Below are 16,213 nucleotides of genomic sequence, written 5' to 3'. Positions count from 1 at the left end.
TATTTATTGTATTAAATTTAATACGATTTTTAAAAGGCCTGTAACAGAAATCTCCCCAAAGAAAAATACTTAATATACTGGTTTAACAGGCATTTGGCTGATAAAGAGCACAAGTTTGTAGCGTTTCCGAAAAAATTGGCACATTTCTTTCATAGCACTCCCCGAAACAATATATGATGTATCATATTAAATTTAAAAACACATGAAAAAGATAATTATCCTGGCCATAGGCCTATTCACAGCTGGTGTAGTAAACGCACAGAGTCCAATTAGATTTGGTGTTAAAGCAGGTTTGAATGTACCTGATATCATCAAAGGAGATGGAAATAATAATTTCGACACCAAGGTTAACCCAGGTTTTAACGCAGGTATCACATTGGATATTAACCTGATCAAGGGCCTTGCATTTACCCCTGAGCTATTGTATGCCACTAAAGGTTATAAAGCAACTACAGGTGTGGGTGAGTTTACGCAAACTACACATTTTATAGATGTGCCAATCCTTGCTACCGTCAACCTGGGTGGAAGCGGATTGAATCTTGTGGTTGGTCCGCAGGTATCCTTCCTGATGAAAACCAATAATAAGTTTGAGAATGGATTCATACAAACAGATCAGGACATCATCGAAGATGAGTCTGACAGGTTCAAGAAAAGTCTGGTAGGTGGTCTGATCGGTTTCAGGTATGACCTGTCTGACAAGATTGACCTTCACGGACGTTATGCTTTGGACTTCCAAAAAAATAATGAAGACGGCAGTAGAGAAACTCCTGAGTACAAAAACCAGGTATTCTCTGTAGGCCTTGGTCTTAAATTCTAACTATCCCCTAAATTTTAATTGAGAAAGCCGCCTGATCAGCGGCTTTTTTTATGGGATTGTATCAGATTTGATACAATTCTGGTGGTATATTTCTATTTTGGCATGGTTATTACACTATAGCGGTTACATTAAATGAGAAAATTATGAAAAAATTATTGGTTATAGCATTAGGTCTGGCTACGTTTAGTCTGGCTTTTCAATCGGATGTAAAAGCCCAGGCGGCTTCAGGTGATCAGATCAGGTTTGGTATCAAAGCTGGTGCAAATCTTTCCAAATTTGGTGAGTTTAAGTTCCTTGATGAGTATTATAATTCCAAACATAAAGTTGGATTCCAGGCTGGTATTTATGCAGAGATTCCATTGGGTGCCAGCTTCGCTTTCCTGCCTGAAGCAACCTTTACACAAAAGGGAGGTAAAGTTGAAGAAACGGTGCTGGGTACAACCGGCAAAATCGAGGCTACAGTAAATTATATTGATGTGCCTTTTATGATCGGTTTCCGTGCTACTCCTGAACTTACCATTTTCGCCGGTCCTCAGGTATCCTTTCTTGTTTCGCAAAAAACAACCTTCCATGTAAATGGAGAAGAGCAGGACGATGATACGAGTACTGACAACCTAAATAAGTCCCTTGCGGGCGGTGCTGCGGGTATTGGGTATAGAATAGGCGATAACCTTAACATCAATGCAAGATATATGATGGATTTTCAGAATGCATCGAAGGAAGACATTGGACAGGACAGGGCGAAAAATAGTGGCTTTGCATTGTCTTTAGGTTATTCTTTTTAAAACAATCTTTAGCTAGTAAGGGTTATATATGACACTAAGCAATGCTCTTGAGTAAATCAGAAAGTTAAACTTAAATTTAATCGCTATGAAAACGAATCAGGATCAAAAGTTTACCTCCAATGAACAGGGTAAACCCACATCAGACAGGATGCATCACAATGCCAAAGACGATAAAAAAATTAATGGCATTACCAATGGGGGCGGTCAGCGTTCTGACCAGACCTCTAATAAAGATAACGAGCGGAAACGCTAAAGACATTAATCCCTTACGTTGAGGATAATGTTCCCTATTATCTTAAGGCCACCTGATACAGGTGGCCTTTTTATTTATGTTTTGATTACCTTTGGATATAACCAACTGTTCCGATAATGAATGTTAAGCAAATAGCTGTTACTGCTCTTTTTTCAATTGCTGCTGTATGTACACAGGCACAAAATACAACCTTTCCCGAAACCTCAGCTGCTCAAAATGAATGGGTGGATTCGGTGTTTCATAAACTAAACAGAAGACAGCGGATCGCGCAGCTGTTCTTTATAAGGGCACATACTAATTTAGGTAAGGCTTATGAAGATTCTGTAGGCCGGATCATTAAAAAGGAAAAGCTGGGCGGGGTGGTGTTTTTTCAGGGAGGCCCGGGCAGACAGGCGGTATTAACCAACGCCTATCAGGCGATGTCAAAAGTACCCTTGATCATTGCCTCTGATGGTGAGTGGGGATTGGGTATGCGCCTGGATAGTACTGTTTCCTACCCGTATCAGATGGCCCTGGGTGCGGTGCAGAACAAGGACCTGATCTATAAAATGGGTCAGGAAGTGGCGAAGGATTTTAAACGCATAGGAATGCACATGAACCTGGGCCCTGTAGTAGACATCAATAACAATCCTAAGAATCCGGTGATCAACTACCGTTCATTCGGGGAAAATAAATACAACGTAACGGTAAAAGCTGCAGCTTATATGCTGGGAATGCAGAATGGAGGCTTGCTGACCAGCCTTAAACACTTCCCCGGCCATGGCGATACTGATGTAGACTCACACTACGACCTTCCGCGACTGACCTTTACGAGGGAAAGGCTGGACAGCCTGGAGATGTACCCCTTCAGGGAACTGATCAGGCAGGGAGCCACCGGAGTAATGAGTGCACACATGAACATTCCTTCCTTAGATGCTGAACCCAATGTGGCTTCGAGCTTATCCCGGCCTATTGTGACCGATATCCTGAAAAAGGAGCTTGGTTTTAAAGGCCTGGTCATTACAGATGGCATGGGAATGGGAGGCGTAGTTAAGAATTTCCCCAATGGGGAAGCAGATGTCAGGGCTGTAATAGCCGGCAATGACATCGTAGAGCTTTCGCTGAATAGTGAGCGGGCAATAAACCTGGTCCGCAAAGCGATCAGACAGGACCGTGTTACCATGGCGCAGATAGATTCCAGCGTAAAAAAGATCCTGGCAGCCAAGTATTGGGTAGGACTGAACAAAAAAGATACGGTAGACGAGCACAATGTGCTGGCCGGTGTGACAAGGCAGGAGAGCCTGGTACTGCAACAGCAGTTGGCCGATGCTTCGGTAACGCTATTGCGCGGTAAAGAAAATATCCGTCAGCTAACTGCTGAAAAAAGAACAGCAATCATCAGTATAGGTACACCTACGGTGACTACCTTTCAGCGCAACCTTGGTGCACACTACCAGCACTCGGTATTCTACACGCTGGACAGAAATGCGAATGCCAATCAGATTGCAAAGGTACTCGCCGGGCTTAGTTCATTTGATCAGGTGATTATCGGCATACACGACACCAGGATACGTCCCGGCAACGGAATCGTGCTGAGCGATGACCTCAAAATGTTTATAAAAGACATGGCCAAAAAGCAAACCATATTTGCCCTGTTTGCCAATCCGTACAACCTGGCAGCACTGCCGGGACTTGAAAGCAGCAAGGGGTTGCTGGTCGCGTATCAGAAAGACGACTTTATGCAGCATGCTGCCGCTTCGGTATTTAAAAACCAATTGGTACCTACCGGTAAACTACCTGTTACCGTGGGTACGTTCTTTAAATATGGGGACGGGGAGTGATGCAACAGCAGCCCCTTAAAATATTACAGGCTTCGGCCGGATCGGGAAAAACCTTCAGCCTGACTGCCCATTATTTGACACTGCTGCTTTCCGGAGAAAACAAGTACCGGGAAATACTCGCCGTAACCTTTACCAATAAGGCTACGGAGGAAATGAAGTCCAGGATCATGGAGGTGCTCAAAGGATTTGCTGAGGGAAACTATTCAAAGAAGATAAATGATTACCGGGACATTGTGCTGAAAGCACATCCTGAACTCCAGACTGATAGCCTGAAGCTCCGGTCAGACATCATTTATAGAAAGATCCTGCATGACTATAACCGTTTTTCGGTAAGCACGATAGATGGTTTTGTCCAGAAGGTGATCCGTGGTTTTGCTTTTGAACTGGGCCTGGATGCCGGTTACGGCCTGGAAATGAACTATGATAAGGTAAAGAATGAACTGGCGGAGCGGCTGGACAGGGCGCTGGACAAAAACCCGGTGCTGTTGCAGTGGATCATAGACCTGGCGCTGGACCGCATCAACAATAACCTGAGCTGGAACTACAGGCGCGAACTGATCAACCTGACCGACGAGATATTTAAAGAACGCTACCAGCCTTTTGAGGAAGCAATAAAAGGACTGGGCGATGCGGCAGATCTTGACCTCTTGTTTAAAGACTACAATACACTCACCCGGCTGGGAATGGAGACCTTTGAAGCTGCCGTGAAGGAGCTTGCTATGGAGGCATTGGAGATATTTCAGGTAGAGGGGCTGGATGTATCAGACCTCAAAGGGAAGTCAAGATCGCCCTTAAGTAACCTTGCAAAGATCAGGGATGGTGAGCTGGCTAAGATCAGCACATTGGCCAAACTTGTTGACCAGCCGGATGAGTGGTTTCAGAAAGGAACGGTCACTGGCGCTTATGAGGAACTGAACCCTGTGATTACCCGCTTGGTAAATACTTATCAGGAAGGGCTTCCCGGCTATTTGCTGGCACAGGCTTTTAATAAAAATCTGTACTACCTGCGCCTGATGCAGGAGATGGCAAGTCTGCTGAAAGCTTACCGAAATGAAAGCCCCAATCTCCTGATCAGTGATGCACAGACGCTGCTGAAAGGGATCACAGATGATGCAAATGACAATCCCTCTTTTATATGGGAGAAAATGGGCAACCGGTACCGTAACTTCCTGTTCGACGAGTTTCAGGATACTTCTGCGAATCAGTGGCACAGCTTTAAGTCGCTGCTGAGCAATGCCATCGCTTCACCAAGCGGCAAGCTGATAGATCACCTGATCGTTGGAGACACCAAGCAGTCGATCTACAGGTGGCGCAACGGAGACTGGAACATCCTTCATCAACAGGCCCGGGAGGATGTGCAGGTTCACAATGTGATAGAAGAGAGCCTGGAAGAGAATTACAGGAGTACACAAAATATCATTGCGTTTAACAATGATCTGTTTAAGCGCTTGCCCGAGCTGATGCAGACTTATCTGAACGGTACGATCGGGGAACTGGAAGACAAGGAGCTAGCAGCCTGGTGGCAGACAAGAGGCTTTGACCAGATCGTAAAAAAGGTATATGCAGCATCCGGACAGAAAACTACTCCTTTTACTTTAGCTGGCGGTACGGTTATCTTTAACGTGCTAAAAGATGACGGGGAGGGAAATGCACTGACTAAAACTACCTTCAGGGCCGCTTCTTTGGCGAGAATGATAGCAGAGCTTAGGAACCTGGTAGCAGTAAAGGGCTATCAGTTAAAAGACATCTGTGTGTTGGTGCGGTCCAATTCGGAGGCGGTGGCTACCGTAGAGACCCTGATGGAACATGGCATTGAGGTGATCTCGGGCGAAGCGCTGTTGCTGAACAACAACAGTGCTGTGAAACTGATCCTGAATACCTTGCAGGTGATGGGTGGCTGGTCGGAAAACACGGCCTTGTACAAAGCGAATTGCCTCAGTCTGTATGCTAAATTGCAGCAGCGGGAGGTAAAACCGGCGCATTACTTTAACCTGAATTTTAAGACTTTGTCGCAATTGGGCGACCTGTTGCCGGCTGAACTGTGCGCCAATTGGCAGCTCTGGATGCAGCAGCCACTTCCTGCATTACTGGAGAAGATCATTGAAGCCTATGCGCTCCATGAACCACAATATGCAGCACACCTGCCGTATCTTTTTGCGTTCAGGGACCTTGCAGGAAGTTTTGCACAGCACGGCGAAAAAGGAATTGCCGCATTTCTTTCCTTTTGGGAAGAAGAAGGCGCACGGAAAACATTGCCTTCGTCAGATAATGCGGATGCCGTCCAGGTGATTACGATACATAAATCTAAAGGACTGGCATTTAAAGCAGTCATGCTGCCTTTTTGCAATTGGGACATTAACGGCAAAGTGAACGGGATATTTTGGGTGCCTTCTGCAAATACACCCTATCATCACCTGAACAGTATCCCTTTGAAATATAATAAAGACCTGGGCCGTTCGGGTGTAGCCAAGCCCTACTTTGAAGAATTGCTGTACAATAACATGGACGCGCTGAATATGCTCTACGTAGCTACTACGCGTTCAAAAGAATATTTGTACATCAGTACAATGGGTAAAAAGGGAGACACCATCACCAATATAGGCAATCTGCTGTATAGGGTGTATGAAGCGCGCCTATCTGCCGAAGGAGTCTTCCTGACAGATGAGGCAGTTCCGGCCATTCCCGAAAAGGAAACACTGCGGAATGAAATAGAGATTGCTTGTTATCCCTTGTCCAACCGGCTCAGCCAGGTATTTGATGCCGGTTTGAAGCGCAGGGACATTGACCTGCTTACCGGTGAAAGTGCGGGCAGGACCGGCACCATATTGCATGAAGTGCTTGCCAGGGCTGCGTCTCCGGAAGAAGCAGATGCAGTATTACAGGAAATGTTGCTGGAAGGGATTTTTAAACAAGAAGAGCTTCCATATTTAAAGCAGCAGGCCATTTCAGTGTTACAGCACGCCGGTCTACAGCAGATCCTGAGCCTGAGCAAGGAAAGCCTGAATGAGAAAAGCATCATAGACGCCAGTGGAAAAAGTTACCGGCCGGACAAAATATTGGTAAACGGTGAGGCGGTAACCATTATTGATTATAAATTCACACAGCAGGAAAGTGACAAGCACATAGAGCAGGTGAGCCACTATAAAAGTTTATTGTTGGCCATGGGGTACACTGCGGTAAAGACTTATTTGTTTTATGCAGTTACCGGACAATTAAAATTAGTTTAGCACATGAAGCCATTTTTAAAAGAGGTAGCAGAAGACCTGATCGCGAAACTGGGAAATGACCTGGAACATACAGCCATCATTTTCAACAATAAGCGACCTGTACCGTATCTGCAAAATCATCTGGCCGAACTGATAGGCAAGCCGTTCTGGAGTCCTTCCTTTTTCACCATTCAGGAGTTTTTTGCGCTTTCTACAGACCTGAAGATCGCTGATGCTTTTACCCAGTTTTTTGTGCTGTACGAAAAATACAATGAATTGGTAGCTAAAGATGGGGAGAATCCAATAGAACCAGCAAAATTCTATCCGATAGCCCGCATCATCTTAAGTGATTTTTCCCAAATAGACAATGACCTGGTAGACGGGGAAAGGCTGTTCCGGCAACTGGAAGATTTCGCAGAGATCGACTACCAGTTTGATTATCTGACAGAAGAGCAGCAGGAGTTTTTAAAGGGATTCTGGAACTCGTATGCCGAAGGCAAACAGAAAAAGCAACAGGAGCAGTTTATCAGAATGTGGCGCAGGATGCCTTTGTTGTACTCCGGTTATCACCAGGACTTAAAAGACAAAGGTCTGACCACGATGGGCCATGTATACCGGCAGTTGGCTGCTGCACAGCACAGTCAAAAGGATTTTACCAAAGACTTCAAAAAGCTGGTATTTGTTGGGTTTAATGCCCTCAGCCGGGCTGAGGAAGCGGTTTTTAAACGCTGGCAGACAGAAGGAAAATCCCTTTTCTATTTTGATACGGATACCTATTATATAGCCGATCCGGTGCAGGAAGCGGGTCTTTTCCTGAGGAGGAACCTGGAAAAATCGGGCTTGATCAATGCGATGGGTGCCAGTAAAGACCTCATCAGGGCTAATGCCAAGACCGTCGACGTCTACAGGACCCAGGGCCAGGTAGCCCAGGCGAAAATATTGCATGAAGTCTTGCAGCAGGACTACCCGATGTTGAAGGAAAACAATAATGCAGGTAAAATAGCACTGATACTTGCCGATGAAAGTTTGCTGCTGCCTGTGCTGCAGACCATCCGTACACACTATACGTCAGCCGGAAAGACCAGTCCGGTCAACCTGAATGTGACCATGGGTTATCCATTGGTCGCCTCCTCCTTGTTCGGCCTGGCCGATCTTTGGCTGAGCGTACAAAGTCAGTTGATACAAGCGGAAAAAGAAACGGTATACCACGCGGATGTAGCCGCATTTCTTTCGCATCCGCTCACTGGAATAACGGAACAGATGCGGGCCAGGATCCAGCAGAAGCTATTGGCCGAGCAACTGGCGGAAGTACCTTTGCTGCGCCTGCAAAGCCAGAAGGGCTTGCTTGCTTTATTCTTTACCAGGATCGGTAGCGGCACTGAAGCCATCAATGTGCTGCAAGGGGTGTTTAAGTGGATTCTGGAAAAACAGCTTTCAGAAAAAACATTGCGGCAAACAGAAGCAGATCTTTTTGTAGCTGTCCTAAAAGAGCTCAATAGATTACATGATGCACTTGCTGCTTATCTGCCAGGCCTGGTGGGCAGTAAGGAACTGCTGTTTGTTTTGTCCCTGATCCAAAAGGCGGTGCAGGGTATTTCTGTACCCTTGACCGGCGAGCCGCTGCAGGGTATACAGGTGATGGGATTACTGGAGAGCAGGAGTCTCGATTTTGAACATATTTACATTCTTGGGGTAAATGAGGGGCTACTGCCGCAGACCAGTATATCCCCTAGTTTCATACCTGATAGCATCAGGCGTGCCTACGGACTGCCGGTAATAGAGAACCAGGACGCCATTTCGGCCTATATGTTTTACCGCTTGTTGCAGCGCAGTAAAAAAGTAAGCCTGGTATACAACGCACATGCAGATGATACCAATACCGGAGAGCCTACACGGTTTTTGAGGCAACTGGAATATGAAAGCGGGTATACCTTTAATTATCTGGATCAGAAACAGCAGGTCAGAACGGAGAAAAGACGGGACATACGCGTGGAGAAAGATGAGCAGGTAATGGTAGTATTGAACAAATACCTCCGCGGGGAAACCGCACTGTCCGCCTCTGCGCTGACAGCCTATATCAACTGTCCGCTACAGTTTTTTTACCGCTATATTGCCAAAATAAAAGAGCCGGAAGAGATTTCAGAAAATCTGGAGGCCAATGAAATAGGATCCATTCTTCACTATGTGATGCAGCACTTTTATGAGGAATTACAGGAGGAAGACCCGGTCATTACCAAAGAGCGGATCGTCTGTCGCAGAAAAGAACTCCCTGAGCTTGTGAAAAAAGGATTTGCCCATGTGATCTTTAAAAATGAGGACTTTCAAGTCAACCATAACGGGATGCAAAAGGTGGTGCTGGCTATAGTGATGGAATATGCCGGTCTGATCCTAAACTACGATGAAGATGAGGCCCCTTTTGAGATCCTGAAGCTGGAAAAGGCCGACAAAGTGCCTTTTAGTTTTTCAGTGAGAGGGGTTGAGAAGAACGTGTTGCTTTTTGGTATTGTAGACAGGATCGACCGTAAAAACGGGGTAACCCGGATCGTAGACTATAAGACCGGGGCTGACAACCTAAGGTACAGCAACCTGGAAGATGCATTTGATACAAACGGCAGCAAGCAGAATAAGGCGCTGGTGCAGACATTGTTTTATACCCATGTATTTGAGCAGGCAAATGCGCAAAGTCTGGTGGAGCCCAATCTTTACAGCATCAGAAATATGCGCAAAGAAGGAACCTTTTTTATACAGGGAAAAGATAAACTGAAGCTCAGCGGGGAGCACCTGGAAAGTGTAAAAGCAGATTTTATTGAACTGGTGAAATTAAAACTAGCGGAACTCTTTGATGAGGAGGTCCCTTTCACGCCTACACAAAATGAAGCCGGATTTGCTTATTCTCCATATTTAACTCTGTGCGGAATGTGATTTACCAAATTATTTTGGCCAATTTGCGGGTAAGATAGTGTAGACAAAATACGGCTGCTGAAGAAGGATATTTCTTCTTGTAACGACTTTGTTTTCAAAGGTCCTGGAGCAATCGATAAACTTGCATTTAAAAGCAATTTTATCTAAGTTTGCAGTCGTTAATATTGGAATATACAATGAGAGAAATTCAATTTAGAGAAGCTTTGCGTGAAGCCTTAAGCGAAGAAATGCGTAAAAATGAAAACATTTTTTTGATGGGCGAGGAAGTTGCACAATACAATGGCGCATATAAAGTTAGCCAGGGAATGTTGGATGAGTTTGGAGATAAACGCATCATTGACACGCCAATTGCTGAGCTGGGCTTTACCGGTATCGGTATAGGTGCGGCAATGAACGGATTAGTTCCGATCATAGAATTTATGACATTCAATTTCTCATTGGTTGCTATAGATCAAATCATTAACGGAGCAGCAAAGATCCTTTCAATGAGTGGTGGTCAGTTCTCAGTGCCGATCGTATTTCGCGGCCCGACAGGGAACGCTGGCCAGCTTGGTGCGCAGCACTCTCAGAATTTTGAGAACTGGTATGCCAACTGTCCTGGTTTGAAAGTGGTGGTTCCATCTACTCCTTATGAGGCAAAAGGCTTGTTGAAACAGTCTATCCTTGATCCGGATCCGGTGATCTTCATGGAATCTGAAGTGATGTATGGTGATAAAGGAGAGGTTCCTGAAGGAGAATATTACATTCCTATTGGTAAAGCCAATGTGGTTAAGGAAGGTACCGATGTAACGATCGTAACATTTGGTAAAATGCTGACCCGTGTAGTAAATCCTGCTGTAGAAGAATTGACTAAAGAAGGGATCAGCGTAGAAGTGATCGATTTGCGGACCGTACGTCCGATTGATTTTGAAACGATCATCAACTCTGTGAAGAAAACAAACCGTTTGGTAATTGTGGAAGAAACATGGCCGCTGGCTTCTATTTCTTCTGAGATTGCATTCAACGTGCAGAAAAATGCATTTGACTACCTGGATGCCCCGGTATTGCGCATTACCTGTGCGGATGTGCCGCTTCCGTATGCACCTACATTGATTGCTGCGAGTCTGCCTAACGCTGAAAAAGTGGTTAAAGCAGTAAAAGAAGTGATGTACGTAGCAAAATAAGACCGTTTATAAAAATAAATATAATCCCGTTGGCTAACCCCCTGCGGGATTTTTTGTTATTTTTGGCGCCATTGTGTTTTATAAGACAAAATAGAGATTAAGATGAGCAATCACGCTACAATTATTGCTGCTGAATTGACAGTAGCAGAAAAGCAGGTTATCGCAACTATTGAATTACTGGACGAAGGAGCTACCGTTCCTTTTATAGCACGTTACCGGAAAGAAGTGACGGGAAGTTTGGATGAAGTTCAGGTTGCCGCTATTCGTGACAGGTTTCAGCAGCTGCGGGAACTGGATAAGCGGAGAGAAGCCATTTTAAAAGCATTGGGGGCGCTGGATAAGTTAACACCTGAATTGGCTGCGCTGATTAATGCAGCAACTAATATTGCGACGATCGAAGACATCTACCTACCATATAAGCCTAAGCGTAAAACCAGGGCATCTGAAGCACGCAAGAAAGGGCTGGAACCATTGGCACTCCTGCTTCTTGAACAAAAGGCGGGTGATCCTGAGGCATCTGCAGCTAAGTACCTGAATGAAGCGCTGGAAGTGACGTCGGTAGAAGATGCACTGGCTGGTGCCCGTGACATCATTGCAGAGGTCATCAATGAAAATGTTGAGGCAAGGACTTCGATGAGGAACTATTTTCAGCAACAAGCTTCATTGAAATCAACAGTGGTAAAGGGAAAAGAAGAAGAAGGGATCAAGTATAAAGACTATTTTGACTGGAATGAACCCCTTAAGTCATCGCCATCCCACCGAATCCTTGCTATTAAAAGAGCAGAAAACGAGGGTATTTTAAAGGTGGAGAGTATGCCTGCTGAAGAGGGTGCCATCCATATTCTGGAAAGACAGTTTGTAACAGCTGCCAATTCAAGCACAGCGCAGGTTAAACTGGCTATACAGGATAGCTATAAGCGTTTGCTGGGGCCTGCAATGGAAACAGAGGTCAACCGCTTGTCTAAGGACAAAGCGGATGAGGAAGCAATACGTGTATTTGCTGAAAATGCCAGACAACTATTGCTTGCTGCGCCAATGGGCGAAAAGAATATCCTTGCTATCGATCCGGGTTTCCGTACCGGTTGTAAGGTAGCCTGCCTGGATAAGCAGGGGAAGCTATTGGAAAACACTACTATTTTTCCGCACAATGGACAAAGAGGGGTACAGGAAAGTGCCATGATCATGAAGAATCTTTGCAAAAAATATGAAATAGAAGCCATTGCCATTGGTAATGGGACTGCTGGCAGGGAAACAGAAGTCTTTGTAAGAGGACTGAACCTGCTGGATATAATTGTAGTGATGGTAAATGAGAATGGGGCCTCTATTTATTCTGCATCGGATGTAGCCAGACAGGAGTTTCCTAATCATGATATTACTGTTAGGGGAGCAGTTTCTATTGGCCGCAGGCTGATGGACCCATTGGCTGAACTCGTTAAAATAGATCCTAAATCTATTGGGGTAGGACAGTATCAGCACGATGTGGACCAAACTAAGCTGCAAGCTTCGCTGGACGATACGGTGATGAGCTGTGTGAATGCGGTAGGGGTTGAATTAAATACGGCTTCAAAGCAGGTGCTTGCCTATGTATCTGGTCTTGGTCCTCAGTTGGCACAGAATATTGTTACTTACCGCAATGAGCACGGGGCCTTTAAAAACAGGGAAAGCCTGAGAAAAGTGCCCCGTTTGGGAGATAAAGCATTCGAACAGGCTGCGGGTTTCTTAAGGATCAGAAATGCGGAGCAGGTACTGGATACCAGTGCTGTTCATCCGGAGCGTTATCCGCTGGTAAATAAGATGGCGAGAGACCTGAGCTGTAGTGTAGCTCAGTTGATGAGAGACCCGGAATTGCGGAAGCAGATTAAGCTACAGCAATATGTAAGTGAAGAGATAGGTTTGCCTACATTAAATGACATCATGAACGAATTGGCCAAGCCTGGAAGAGATCCGCGTGAACAGTTTGAGATTTTTAGCTTTACTGAAGGTGTTAATCAAATTGCAGACCTCAAACCGGGTATGAAACTTCAGGGAATTGTAACTAATATTACCAATTTCGGTGCTTTTGTAGATATAGGTGTGCATCAGGATGGTTTGGTACATACCAGCCAGTTGTCGCAGAACTTTGTGGCCAGTGCCAATGAAGTGGTTAAAGTTCATCAGAAGGTCGAAGTGACTGTAGTAGAAGTGGATGTAGCCAGAAAACGTATTTCTCTTTCTATGAAGCAGGCAGAAGCGAAGCCTAAGCAGGTAAAGAGGAACGCTGATGCCAAGTTGAAAAAGCCGGTTGCGAAGGCATCCAAGCCTAATAGTCCTCAGCACAAGCAAGTGGCCAAGCCGCAGAATAACCATAAAGGAGGGCAAAAGGAAAAGCCGCTACCGGATGGGGATCTGCAGATGAAGCTTCAGGCGCTGAAGGATATGTTTAAATAAAGGAGAAAATGACCATTCTCTTCGAAGACGGGAAAAAGTGATGCTGAAGGGCATCAATTGTTCCTATGTCTTCTCTGAGAAGGTAATTTTCTTTTTAGCGCCTAATCTTCGCGGCTACCGTCGTCGGCCATTCTGACGATTTTAGGGCTGAATTTTGCGATGATGTCGACCAGTTCCTGTTGTGCATTCATTACCATATTAATGTCTTTATAAGCCATGGGTGCTTCATCCAAACCAGCTCCGATCAGCATTACATTATGGTCTTGCAGCACCTTCCGCATCTCATCCTTAGATATGCTTTTGATAGCTTTGGACCGGCTCATTTGTCGCCCGGCGCCATGTGCAGCTGAGTTGATGGCTGTTTCTACACCCTTTCCCCTTACCAGGAATCCTGGTGCGGTCATAGAGCCGGGTATGATTCCCATTATGCCTTTTCCTGCAGGAGTTGCGCCTTTGCGGTGAACGATCACCTCCTGTCCCTGGTACAGTTCCTTCCATGCAAAATTGTGATGGTTTTCAACTTTGGCCAGGATAGTTGCGCCAACGGCTTTACTCAATTTATCGTGGATGACTTCATGGCAGGCAGAGGCGTAGTCTCCGGCCAGGTTCATGGCCAGCCAATATTCCTGTCCCTCTGAGCTGTTCATATCCAGGTATGCCAGGTTTGCGGCTTCTTGAGGCAGCTTACATATTTCCTTTGCAAGTTTGGTATAATAACCGGCTATGGTAGCTCCAAATCCTCTGGACCCTGAGTGGCTCAGGAGCGCGAGATACTTGCCTTTATTGATGTTCAGGAATTCATCTTTTTGTTCAAATTCAATTATGCCCCATTCTACAAAATGGTTGCCTCCGCCGGAGCTTCCCAATTGGCTATAAGCTTTGTCTTTCAGCTGCTTCAGTAGGGGGTTAGCATTAAAATCAGGGTTGTCGATCACCGAATGGTCTGCTTTTTCGCGACCATGGAATCCATGGCCTGCGCCGAATTTGGTGTGCGCAATCAGTTCCCTTTTATAGTATGCTTCATTTCCGTAAAAATGATTGTCCGGAATATCGAATATAGTAAGGGCCATTCTGCAACCTATATCCACGCCTACACCATATGGGATAATCGCATTATGTGTAGCCAGTACGCCGCCAATCGGCAGACCGTATCCCTGGTGGGCATCAGGCATTAATGCGCCGGCAACTGCCACAGGAAGCTTCATGGCTATGTCCATTTGTTTAGTAGCTCCCTCTTCAATATATTTTTCGCCGTATTGGGTGTAGGCGATCATCTTATTCCTTAATTCAATGACTTCATCAGCAGGCGCATTAGCTGCCTCAATCATCGCGGCAGCCAGGGGTTCCATGATCTCATCGTCCAGGAAATTTTCAGGGTAGTCCTTCACCTTTTTTAGTAGCGCAGTGGCTTCGTTGAAAGGTAAATCCTTCAACTTTGAGGCTGTTTTAATAGCTAGTCCCAGTATTGTCCCCGGTTTATAGCCAATTGATAACAGGTCATTTCCGTTGATAGCTCTTTTCATGTTGTTCTTTCTAAAAGTAATGCCTTTAAAGACATTACTTATTTTACAAATATTTGTTTTAACTGGTCTACAATTTGTCCGCTACCCGACAAGCTGATGTTATTGATCTTTTCTGCAATTTTCTCCACATACTCCATCTCTTTGAGCTTGTAGAGCATGGCATTATCTTCCATTAGTTTAGCTGTATTCAGCAAACTTCTTGTTGATGCAGTTTCTTCTCTTCTCGTAATCAGATTGGCCTGGGCCTTCTTTTCCGCAATTAATACCTGGTTCATGATGTCCTTGATGTCTCCTGGCAAAACAATGTCTTTCACGCCGCAGTCCAGCAAAATAACACCGAGCGTTTTAGCTTTTTCTGCCGAGATGCTCAATACACTTTCTGAGATTTTATCTTTGTTTTCCATCAGTTCGTCAAAGGTCATTTTTCCAATGAATTCTCTTAATCCGAGCTGGATGATGACATACAATTGCTTCTCAAATTCCTTGTTTTCCAGCAATGCTTTTATTGCATCCACAACCTTGTACCGAATACTGAAGTTAATTCTTAATTGCGCTTTGTCTTTCGTTAATATTTCCTGTCCAATGATCTCCATGCTCAATTGCCTTAAGTCGGTCTTCAAGACCTGGATTACCGTGCTGTTTTTCCAGAAGATATAATTGCCTGGGCTCAGTACTTTCTCAAAGTTGCCATCCACCAGCATCAATCCGGTTTCATGAGCCTCTACCTTAAAGGCTTTAATAAAAGCTAACAATTGAGACCTTTCTAATGTATTTTTATCAATGGTTTCTGTGATCTCATATTTGCTCAGATCTGCGGTAATGAAGGAATAGTTGTTCAACCCTTTCCAGAACGCATATTTTCCTGCAGTCAATACTTGTTTAAAATTGGCATTCTGGTAAACCAATGCTATTTGGTTGTCCCTGACTTCTACCACGGTAACCAATTCCCGGAAATCCGTATTGAGTAAAAGTACATCCAGTTCGGTGGAGGCAATGAAAGTTTTAGATAGGTCATAAACTTCCATTTCTTCTCCAAATCCCAGCCAGTAATTTCCGGCTGTCAATACTCTTTTTAATTCTTTTTTCTTGTAAACCAACCCTGCTGAATTGGTGTTTACTGTTACTCTTTTCATATTATATTCTTTTTAAGGTGGTTTTAATTTTAAAGGAAACACATTAAAGACATTCATTTATTTTATACGGAAGTATCAATGATTGCTGATTTGTTATCCGTTCTGTAGACTATAGGGTCTCAAGATGGTCAGCTTTATTTATGCTTTCAGGGTATAAATTAAAT

General features: G+C 44.8%; 10 protein-coding genes. 8 read left to right on the top strand and 2 right to left on the bottom strand.

Features of this window, described 5'->3' with window-relative positions:
- Positions 1–202: 202 nt before the first annotated feature.
- The 8 genes from EZ437_RS02790 to EZ437_RS02760 all read left to right on the top strand — a co-directional run bounded on the left by EZ437_RS02790 (position 203) and on the right by EZ437_RS02760 (position 13,393).
- Positions 203–817, top strand: a complete 615-nt coding sequence (locus EZ437_RS02790; protein ID WP_131593034.1) for a porin family protein — start codon at positions 203–205, stop codon at positions 815–817.
- Between the two features lie 143 nt (positions 818–960).
- A complete protein-coding gene (locus EZ437_RS02785) occupies positions 961–1,602 on the top strand; it encodes a porin family protein (protein ID WP_131593032.1) in 642 nt (213 codons plus the stop codon).
- 85 nt (positions 1,603–1,687) lie between these two features.
- The gene (locus EZ437_RS21495; protein WP_165500326.1) at positions 1,688–1,855 is read left to right on the top strand and encodes a hypothetical protein; all 168 of its coding nucleotides are present in this window, start codon (positions 1,688–1,690) and stop codon (positions 1,853–1,855) included.
- Between the two features lie 116 nt (positions 1,856–1,971).
- A complete protein-coding gene (locus EZ437_RS02780) occupies positions 1,972–3,675 on the top strand; it encodes a glycoside hydrolase family 3 protein (protein ID WP_131593030.1) in 1,704 nt (567 codons plus the stop codon).
- Positions 3,675–6,902 (top strand): UvrD-helicase domain-containing protein, encoded by a 3,228-nt coding sequence (locus EZ437_RS02775; RefSeq protein ID WP_131593028.1) that lies wholly within the window; start codon positions 3,675–3,677, stop codon positions 6,900–6,902. The genes EZ437_RS02780 and EZ437_RS02775 overlap by 1 nt, the downstream gene beginning before the upstream one ends.
- 3 nt (positions 6,903–6,905) lie before the next feature.
- Complete coding sequence (locus EZ437_RS02770; RefSeq protein WP_131593026.1) at positions 6,906–9,803, top strand: PD-(D/E)XK nuclease family protein; 2,898 nt, start codon at positions 6,906–6,908, stop codon at positions 9,801–9,803.
- A gap of 176 nt (positions 9,804–9,979) precedes the next feature.
- Positions 9,980–10,966, top strand: a complete 987-nt coding sequence (locus tag EZ437_RS02765) for a pyruvate dehydrogenase complex E1 component subunit beta (protein ID WP_131593024.1) — start codon at positions 9,980–9,982, stop codon at positions 10,964–10,966.
- Positions 10,967–11,068: 102 nt separating this feature from the next.
- Positions 11,069–13,393: a Tex family protein gene (locus EZ437_RS02760; protein ID WP_131593022.1), complete on the top strand. Its 2,325-nt coding sequence runs from the start codon at positions 11,069–11,071 to the stop codon at positions 13,391–13,393.
- A gap of 101 nt (positions 13,394–13,494) precedes the next feature.
- Here the strand turns inward: EZ437_RS02760 and EZ437_RS02755 are convergent, their stop codons facing one another.
- Together EZ437_RS02755 and EZ437_RS02750 are read right to left on the bottom strand one after the other, a co-directional pair.
- The gene (locus EZ437_RS02755) at positions 13,495–14,916 is read right to left on the bottom strand and encodes an RtcB family protein (RefSeq protein WP_131593020.1); all 1,422 of its coding nucleotides are present in this window, start codon (positions 14,914–14,916) and stop codon (positions 13,495–13,497) included.
- Positions 14,917–14,954: 38 nt separating this feature from the next.
- On the bottom strand, positions 14,955–16,049 hold the full coding sequence (locus EZ437_RS02750) for a slipin family protein (protein WP_131593018.1): 1,095 nt from the start codon (positions 16,047–16,049) through the stop codon (positions 14,955–14,957).
- Positions 16,050–16,213 lie beyond the last annotated feature (164 nt).

Source organism: Pedobacter psychroterrae (assembly GCF_004331695.1).
GTDB lineage: Bacteria > Bacteroidota > Bacteroidia > Sphingobacteriales > Sphingobacteriaceae > Pedobacter > Pedobacter psychroterrae.
Note: the sequence above shows the minus strand (reverse complement) of the source record. Positions and strands in the feature narration are given on the sequence as shown.

Excerpts from the sequence above, each read along its gene's own strand:
- EZ437_RS21495 (WP_165500326.1), top strand. The coding sequence starts at position 1,688 with ATGAAAACGAATCAGGATCAAAAGTTTACCTCCAATGAACAGGGTAAA.
- EZ437_RS02760 (WP_131593022.1), top strand. The coding sequence starts at position 11,069 with ATGAGCAATCACGCTACAATTATTGCTGCTGAATTGACAGTAGCAGAA.
- EZ437_RS02780 (WP_131593030.1), top strand. The coding sequence starts at position 1,972 with ATGAATGTTAAGCAAATAGCTGTTACTGCTCTTTTTTCAATTGCTGCT.
- EZ437_RS02755 (WP_131593020.1), bottom strand. The coding sequence starts at position 14,916 with ATGAAAAGAGCTATCAACGGAAATGACCTGTTATCAATTGGCTATAAA.
- EZ437_RS02765 (WP_131593024.1), top strand. The coding sequence starts at position 9,980 with ATGAGAGAAATTCAATTTAGAGAAGCTTTGCGTGAAGCCTTAAGCGAA.
- EZ437_RS02750 (WP_131593018.1), bottom strand. The coding sequence starts at position 16,049 with ATGAAAAGAGTAACAGTAAACACCAATTCAGCAGGGTTGGTTTACAAG.
- EZ437_RS02790 (WP_131593034.1), top strand. The coding sequence starts at position 203 with ATGAAAAAGATAATTATCCTGGCCATAGGCCTATTCACAGCTGGTGTA.
- EZ437_RS02785 (WP_131593032.1), top strand. The coding sequence starts at position 961 with ATGAAAAAATTATTGGTTATAGCATTAGGTCTGGCTACGTTTAGTCTG.
- EZ437_RS02770 (WP_131593026.1), top strand. The coding sequence starts at position 6,906 with ATGAAGCCATTTTTAAAAGAGGTAGCAGAAGACCTGATCGCGAAACTG.
- EZ437_RS02775 (WP_131593028.1), top strand. The coding sequence starts at position 3,675 with ATGCAACAGCAGCCCCTTAAAATATTACAGGCTTCGGCCGGATCGGGA.